This window comes from Streptomyces sp. NPDC058157 (genome assembly GCF_042884105.1).
In the GTDB taxonomy this organism is placed as follows: domain Bacteria; phylum Actinomycetota; class Actinomycetes; order Streptomycetales; family Streptomycetaceae; genus Streptomyces.
This window is the reverse complement of the sequence record NZ_JBHVUQ010000302.1, coordinates 1-6,631: the sequence shown is the minus strand read 5'-3', so window position 1 is coordinate 6,631 and position 6,631 is coordinate 1. Positions and strand designations below refer to the sequence as shown.

General features: G+C 77.0%; 5 protein-coding genes. 2 read left to right on the top strand and 3 right to left on the bottom strand.

The window, feature by feature from the left end; all coding sequences use genetic code 11:
• Positions 1 to 90: 90 nt before the first annotated feature.
• Together ACFVXK_RS36310 and ACFVXK_RS36305 are read right to left on the bottom strand one after the other, a co-directional pair.
• Complete coding sequence (locus ACFVXK_RS36310; RefSeq protein WP_389620928.1) at positions 91 to 783, bottom strand: RDD family protein; 693 nt, start codon at positions 781 to 783, stop codon at positions 91 to 93.
• A 99-nt stretch (positions 784 to 882) separates the two neighbouring features.
• The gene (locus ACFVXK_RS36305) at positions 883 to 2,709 is read right to left on the bottom strand and encodes an RDD family protein (protein ID WP_389620925.1); all 1,827 of its coding nucleotides are present in this window, start codon (positions 2,707 to 2,709) and stop codon (positions 883 to 885) included.
• Between the two features lie 301 nt (positions 2,710 to 3,010).
• On the opposite strand from ACFVXK_RS36305, the gene ACFVXK_RS36300 reads away from it, so the two are divergent.
• Complete coding sequence (locus tag ACFVXK_RS36300; RefSeq protein WP_389620922.1) at positions 3,011 to 3,493, top strand: SsgA family sporulation/cell division regulator; 483 nt, start codon at positions 3,011 to 3,013, stop codon at positions 3,491 to 3,493.
• A gap of 32 nt (positions 3,494 to 3,525) precedes the next feature.
• Here the strand turns inward: ACFVXK_RS36300 and ACFVXK_RS36295 are convergent, their stop codons facing one another.
• The gene (locus tag ACFVXK_RS36295) at positions 3,526 to 4,917 is read right to left on the bottom strand and encodes an FAD-binding oxidoreductase (RefSeq protein WP_389620919.1); all 1,392 of its coding nucleotides are present in this window, start codon (positions 4,915 to 4,917) and stop codon (positions 3,526 to 3,528) included.
• Positions 4,918 to 5,013: 96 nt separating this feature from the next.
• Here ACFVXK_RS36295 and ACFVXK_RS36290 point away from each other — a divergent pair, with 96 nt between their 5' ends.
• Positions 5,014 to 6,537 (top strand): tetratricopeptide repeat protein, encoded by a 1,524-nt coding sequence (locus tag ACFVXK_RS36290; protein ID WP_389620917.1) that lies wholly within the window; start codon positions 5,014 to 5,016, stop codon positions 6,535 to 6,537.
• The last annotated feature ends 94 nt before the right edge of the window (positions 6,538 to 6,631 follow it).

Genomic DNA, 6,631 nt, shown 5'->3' with positions numbered 1-6,631 from the left:
CGGGGGGCCCCCCCCCGCGCCGCCGCGGCCGGCCGCCGGGGGCGCCCGCCGGGGGGGGGCCCCCCCCCCCCCCCCGCGCCTGCGTCCGGGTCAGGGCACCGACACCACCACGGTCTTGGCCGCCTTGTCGTGCAGGCCCTGCTTGTAGGGCTGGTCGACGAGGATCGAGATGCCCACGACGACCCACCACAGCCCGCAGCACAGGAACGCGGGGACCCACAGGACGGCCGCCCGGCCGAGGGCCGCGCCGGACGAGGGCACGCTGCCGTCGTTGAGCATGGCGACCCGCAGCCGCATCGCCTTCTTGCCGAGGGTCTGGCCGTCCTTCTGGGTGAAGAACCAGTCGTAGACGATCCAGGCCGCGACGTAGACCAGCCACCACAGCAGGGCCGCGCCGGTGACCCACCGGGAGGCGGAGTCGGTCAGTTCGCCGTTCTGGTCGGTGTCCACCGGGAGGGCGAAGCCGACCGCGAAGAGGATCAGCCAGAGCGGGACGAACACGACCACCAGGTCGATGAGGCGCGCGACGAGCCGCTTGCCGGTGTCCGCCAGCGGGGGCATGCCGGCGAGCGGGTCGGGCATGCCGTAGCCGTGCGGGGGCGGCGGCGGGGGCGGCGGGTACCCCCCGCCGGGCGGCGCGGGGTACCCCGGATAGCCGCCGCCACCGGCCGGGGGCGGTGAGCCGTAGGGCGGGCCGCCCGGCGGAGGCGTCGGTTCCTGCGGCTTCTTGAGGAACGGGTCGTCCTCGGGCGGCTGGCCCGGCGGCGGCTGGTCGGTGCTCATGGCCCGAGTCGAACCCGGCCCCACCCCACCCGCAACGCGGCGCCGTCCGTCCGGGGGATAACGGCCCCGCCGCACGGGGGCGGGGCCGTCGCCGGGACGTCAGCGCGTCACGAACGTGCGGGCCGCCTTGTCGTGCCAGGCCCGTCGGCGCGGGCGGTCGACCAGGCACCACAGGCTCCCCGGCACCCCCAGCAGCCCGTACACCAGCCAGCGCAGCAGGGCCTTGCCGAAGCCGGGCGGGCGCAGGGTGGCGGTGCCCAGCACCCGCACCCCGCACAGCTTCTTGCCCGGCGTACGGCCCCAGCGGGCGGTGGGCAGGACCTCGTAGAGCAGTCCGAACAGCAGGAGGGCACCGAGTACGAGGCCCAGCCGGCCGGCGGTGGTGGCGTCGAGCAGCCACACGGTGGTGGTGCGGCCGCTGGCCCGGGCGGCGTCGACCTTGGCCTGGAGATGGGCCGTCACCCCGGGTACGAGGGGCGCCGCGACGCCGACGGCCACCCCGGCGAGCACGAGCGAGTCCAGCAGCCTCGCCAGCCCCCGCCGCACCAGCCCGGCGGGCCGCACGGCCCGCTCGGCCATCCGCTCGAAGACGGCCCGCGCGTCCTCGCCCGGGGCCGGGGCGGGGCCGGACGAAGGGGCGTGCGCGGCGGGCGCCTCCGCCCGCCCGGCCGGGGCGGGGCCGGGGTGCGCACCGGAGCGGGCGCCCGCCGGAGCGTCGGGCCGCCTCCGCCCGTGCGCCGCCCCCTCCTCGGGGCCGGGGTGCGCCGGGCCTGGGGACCACCTCCCGTCGGACTCCCCCGCCGTGCCGGCCCGCTCCCGGGCCGGACCCGCCGCTCCGCCGCCGGCAGCCCGGACGGCATCCGCCGGAGCCTGCCCCGGAGCCCCGGCCCACGCCTGCACGGGCTCCCCCTCCGGGCCCGGATACCGGGACCCGGCCCGGGCCGCAGCCGACGCCGGAGCCCCTGCGGCCCACGGCCCCGGATCCGCCGCGGGCACACCGGCCCCCCGGACGCCCTCCCCCGCTACCCCGGCCCACGCCGAAGCCGAAGCCGAAGCCGAAGCCGAACCACCCGCCGCCCGGGCGGCATCCGCCGCAGCCGGAGCCGGAGCCGACGCCCCGGCGGCCCGAAGCCCCGTGTCCCCCGCAGGCACACCGGCCCCCCGGACGCCGTCCGCGGGATCCCCGGCCCATGCCGGAGCCGGAGCCGGAGCCCGCGCGGCCCGGGCCTGAGGCGAAGCCTCCGACGCCCCGGCGGGCCACCGCGCCGGATCCGGGAACCCCGCCGCCCGGGCGGAGTCCCCGGGCGTGCCCGGGGCGGCGCTCCATCCCCGGCCGGGCTCCGGCGGAACGGGGGCGGGCGCGGGGGCGGGCGCGGGGGCCGTGGCCTCGGGCCAGCTGGAGGTGAGGCCCGAGACGCCCGTCGCGGGGGCGTACGGCCAGGCCGGCGGGCGGGCCGAGAGGATGCCCACGCTCTCGGCGGCGGCCTGCGCGGGCAGCCGCCGTGCTGCGGGGGCGGCGGGCGGGGCGGGGGCGGCGGCCGCGGGGCGGGCCAGGGAGATCCCGCCGGGCCGGGCGTCCTCGGGCTCCGGGCCGCCCCAGGAGACCCGCACGTCACGCGGCCCGCCGAACCCCGCCTGGTGCGCGGGGTCCGCCTGCCAGCCCCCGCCCTCCCGCTCCCGTTCCGCGTCCCCCCGCCAGGCCGTCGCCGCCGCGCCGGGGCCGGGGTCCGGCAGGGCCCCGGTGGCGGAGGTCTCGTCGAGGAACACGGGGCCCGTCTCCTCCACCGGGGCGGGGGCGGGGGCGGGACGGCTCGTACCCGGGACCCAGGCGGCTCCGTTCCAGTACCGGACGTACCCGGGGATGGACGGATCGGGGTAGTAGCCCTCTCGGGCCGCGTGCTCGCCGTCACCAGGGGAGGCCGTCAATGTCCCCAACTCCGATCGTGGCTCAAGGCTTGTGCAGGGGAGGACCCAAGGGGAGGACCATAGCCAAGAACCCCTTCCCGACAGGTCCGGTAACGGCAGATTCCAAGCCTTTGAGCGAACCTCGCCCCGCCCCCGGTCCGGCCCTCACCCCAACCCATCGATTCCGGTCATCCGACAGATTCCGGCCAACCTCGAAACCGGTGCCGGAAGTCGCGTCATACCCGGGCACATCGGCGCTCTCCCCCTACGTGGGGCGATCCGCGCCCCACGTCCGCAACCGACGCACCGAAGTGAGGCCGCCGTGCACCACCACCCCGTCATCGAGCGCGAGCTGGAGCTCAGGCTGATCCTGTCCCCCGAGCGCAGCATCCGCGTCCCCGCCAAGCTGCTCTACCTGACCGACGACCCCTACGCCGTGCACATCACCTTCCACACGGGCACCAGCGCCCCGGTGAACTGGACCTTCGCCCGCGAGCTGCTCGTCGAGGGGGTGTTCCGCCCCTGCGGCCACGGGGACGTCCGGATCTGGCCCACGAAGATCGACAGCGAGGCGGTGCTGTGCATGGCGCTCAGCTCCCCCGACGGCGACGCCCTCCTGGAGGCCCCGGCGGGCGCGGTGTCGGCCTGGCTGGAGCGCACCCTGCGCGTGGTCCCGCCCGGGACCGAGACGGAGCGGCTCCGCCTCGACGAGGCGCTGGCCGAGCTGCTCACCCCGACCCCGGCCGACGAGCTGTGGCTGCGCGACCCGTGGCCCTCCGACGAGTCCGCGGACGGTGACCTGTGAGCCCCGACGGCCGCCAGGACCCCCGGCCCTCCTCAGAACAGCTTGCCGGGGTTGAGCAGTCCGAGCGGGTCGAAGGCCTGCTTGACGGCGCGCTGCATCTCCAGCCCGACCGGCCCGAGTTCGCGGGAGAGCCACTCCTTCTTCAGCACCCCGACCCCGTGCTCCCCGGTGATGGTCCCGCCCAGGGCCAGCCCGAGGGCCATGATCTCGTCGAACGACTCGCGGGCCCGCCGCGCCTCGTCCTCGTCCGCGGGGTCGAAGCAGACGACCGGGTGGGTGTTGCCGTCGCCCGCGTGCGCGCAGACGCCGATGAGCAGGCCGTACGCCCGGGCGATGGCGGCCGTGCCGTCCAGCATCTCGGCGAGCCGCGACCGGGGCACGCAGACGTCGTCGATCATCGTCGCGGGCCGCAGCGCCTCCAGGGCGGTCAGGGACATCCGGCGGGCCTGGAGCAGCAGTTCCGACTCCGCCTCGTCCTCGGCGGGGACGACGGCGGTCGCGCCGGCGGCCTCGCACAGTGCGCCGACGGCGGCGAGGGCGGCGGGCGCGTCCGGGGTGTCGAAGGCGGCCAGCAGCAGCGCCTCCGTGCTGTCCGGCAGGCCCATCTTGCCGAGGGCGTTGACGGCGCGGACGGTCGTGCGGTCCATCAGCTCCAGCAGCGAGGGCGCCAGCCCCGCCTCCATGACGGCGCAGACGGCCTCGCAGGCGGCCGCGACGGACGGGAACTCGGCGGCGAGCGCCAGTTGCCGCGGCGGCGCCGGCCGCAGCGCCAGGACGGCCCCCACGACCACGCCCAGGGTGCCTTCGGAGCCCACGAACAGCCGGGTCAGGTCATATCCGGCGACGCCCTTGGCGGTGCGCCGTCCGGTGCGCAGCAGCCGGCCGTCCGCGAGCACCACGTCCAGCCCGAGCACGTACTCGGCGGTGACCCCGTACTTGACGCAGCACAGCCCGCCCGAGGCGGTGCCGATGTTGCCGCCGATCGTGCACTGCTCCCAACTGGAGGGGTCGGGCGGGTAGTACAGGCCCTGTTCGGCGACGGCACGGGAGAGGACCGCGTTGACCACGCCCGGCTCGACGACGGCGATCCGGTCGACGGCGGAGACCTCCAGGATCCGGTCCATCTTCACCAGGGAGAGCACGATGCAGCCGTCGGAGGCGTTGGCGGCCCCGGACAGGCCCGTCCGGGCGCCCTGGGGGACCACGGGGACGCGTAGGGCGGTCGCGGTGCGCATCACGTGCCGCACCTGCTCCACGGTCCTCGGGAGGACGACGACGGCGGGCGTTCCGGCGGGGCAGAAGCTCGCCATGTCGGTGGCGTACGAGGTGGTCACCTGCGGGTCCGTCAGGAGCGCCTCGGGCGGCAGCCCTTCGCGCAGCCGTGCGAGGAGAGCGGGGGTCCGGGAGTGGAGGTCGTCGTCCATGGGGTCAGAGTGGCAGTCGGGGCCATCGGTGTGAACACGGTTGCGGTGGGCTTCGGACACCCGGGCGGCCTCTTCATATTGACGCACAGTGAGCGCATGGACGGTTTCGACGAGCATTCCCCGCAGCCCGCGCCGCCCGTGACCTTCACCGGCCGCAAGACGGTGGTGGCGGCCGCGGTGACGGTGGTCCTGATCGCCGCGACCCTGCTGATCCGCCCCGCCCGCTCGGGCGACGACGCGCGTCCGCCGGGGCCGAGCGAACGGGCCGCGTCGGCGGTGGGCAGGGGCGCCCCGGCGGCGGCGGTGGACCTGACGGCGCTGGTGGCGGACCGGGAGAAGTGGGTCGCCGGGCATCCGGACGACGACGCTTCGTGGGCGGTGCTCGGCTCGGCGTACCTGGAACAGGCCCGGCGGACGGCCGATTCCGGCTGGTTCCCGAAGGCGGAGCGGTCCCTGAAGCGGTCCCTGGAGGTCCGGCCCGCGGAGAAGGGCAACTTCGACGCGATGACGGGCATGGGCGCGCTGGCGGGCGCCCGGGGCGACTTCGTGACGGCCCGCAAGTGGGGCGAGCTGGTACGGGCGCAGGCGCCGCGGCGCTGGACGGCGTACCCGGTCCTGGTGGACGCGTACACGGGCCTGGGCGACTACAAGGGCGCCCAGAAGACGATGGAGCAGCTGCAGGAGCTGCGTCCGGGGCTGGCCGCGGACCTGAGGGCGGCCCAGGTGTACCGGGACCGGGGCTGGCGCGAGGACGCGGTGGTGGCGCTGGAGTCGGCGGGGGGTGCGGCGAAGTCCCCGGCGGAGAAGGCGTACGTGCTGTTCCGGCTCGGGGAGCTGGCCTGGGAACGGGGCGACGCGGCCGAGGCGCTGCGCCAGTACGAGGCCGCCCAGCGCACGGATCCGGCGCAGGCGGAGGCCCTGGGCGGCCGGGCGCGGGCACTGGCGGCGCTGGGGCGGGGCGGGGAGGCGGTGCGCGAGTACCGGATGGCGCTGGGGCGTGCGCCGTCGCCGCGGCTGGCGCTGGAGCTGGGTGAGCTGCTGGACTCGCTGGGGCGGCCGCAGGAGGCGCGGGCGCAGTACGAGGCGGTGTCGGTGCTGGCGGCGCGGAGCACGGCGGACGGGGTGGACCAGGAGGTGGTGCTGGGCCTGTTCGAGGCGGACCACGGGGATCCGGCGGTGGCGGTGCGGCGGCTGTCGGCGGAGTGGGAGCGGCACAAGAGCGTGCAGGTGGCCGACGCGCTGGGGTGGGCGCTGCACCGGGGCGGGGACGACGCGCAGGCACTGGAGTACGCGAAGAAGGCCACGGAACCCGGGCTGCGGAGCGCGGAGTTCGCCTACCACCGGGCGGTGATCGAGCAGGGGCTCGGGGACGAGGCGGCGGCGCGGCGCCACCTGCAGGAGGTCGAGCGGACGAACCCGGTCTTCTCGCCGGTGCGGGGGCCGCTGGCGAAGGAGGCCCTGGCGACGGTCGGGCAGCCGGCGCCGGGCGGCCCGGAGAACATGCAGCCGCGCACGCCGTGGGTGGCGCCGGAGATGCCGAAGCCCCGCCCGAAGCCGAAGCCTGCGGCGCAGCCCGCGAAACCGAAGCCCCAGCCGAAGCCGAGCCCGTCGGGCAGGTGAGGCCCCGGCGGGGCTGTGTACAGCCCCGCCTGGGGGCCCCTCCCAGCGGTAGCTGGGGGAGATCGAGGCGCGGGGGTCTGGGGGCGGAGCCCCC

What these genes read in the sequence shown, in the direction of transcription:
- ACFVXK_RS36310 (WP_389620928.1), bottom strand. Translation starts at nt 783, where the DNA reads ATGAGCACCGACCAGCCGCCGCCGGGCCAGCCGCCCGAGGACGACCCG.
- ACFVXK_RS36295 (WP_389620919.1), bottom strand. Translation starts at nt 4,917, where the DNA reads ATGGACGACGACCTCCACTCCCGGACCCCCGCTCTCCTCGCACGGCTG.
- ACFVXK_RS36290 (WP_389620917.1), top strand. Translation starts at nt 5,014, where the DNA reads ATGGACGGTTTCGACGAGCATTCCCCGCAGCCCGCGCCGCCCGTGACC.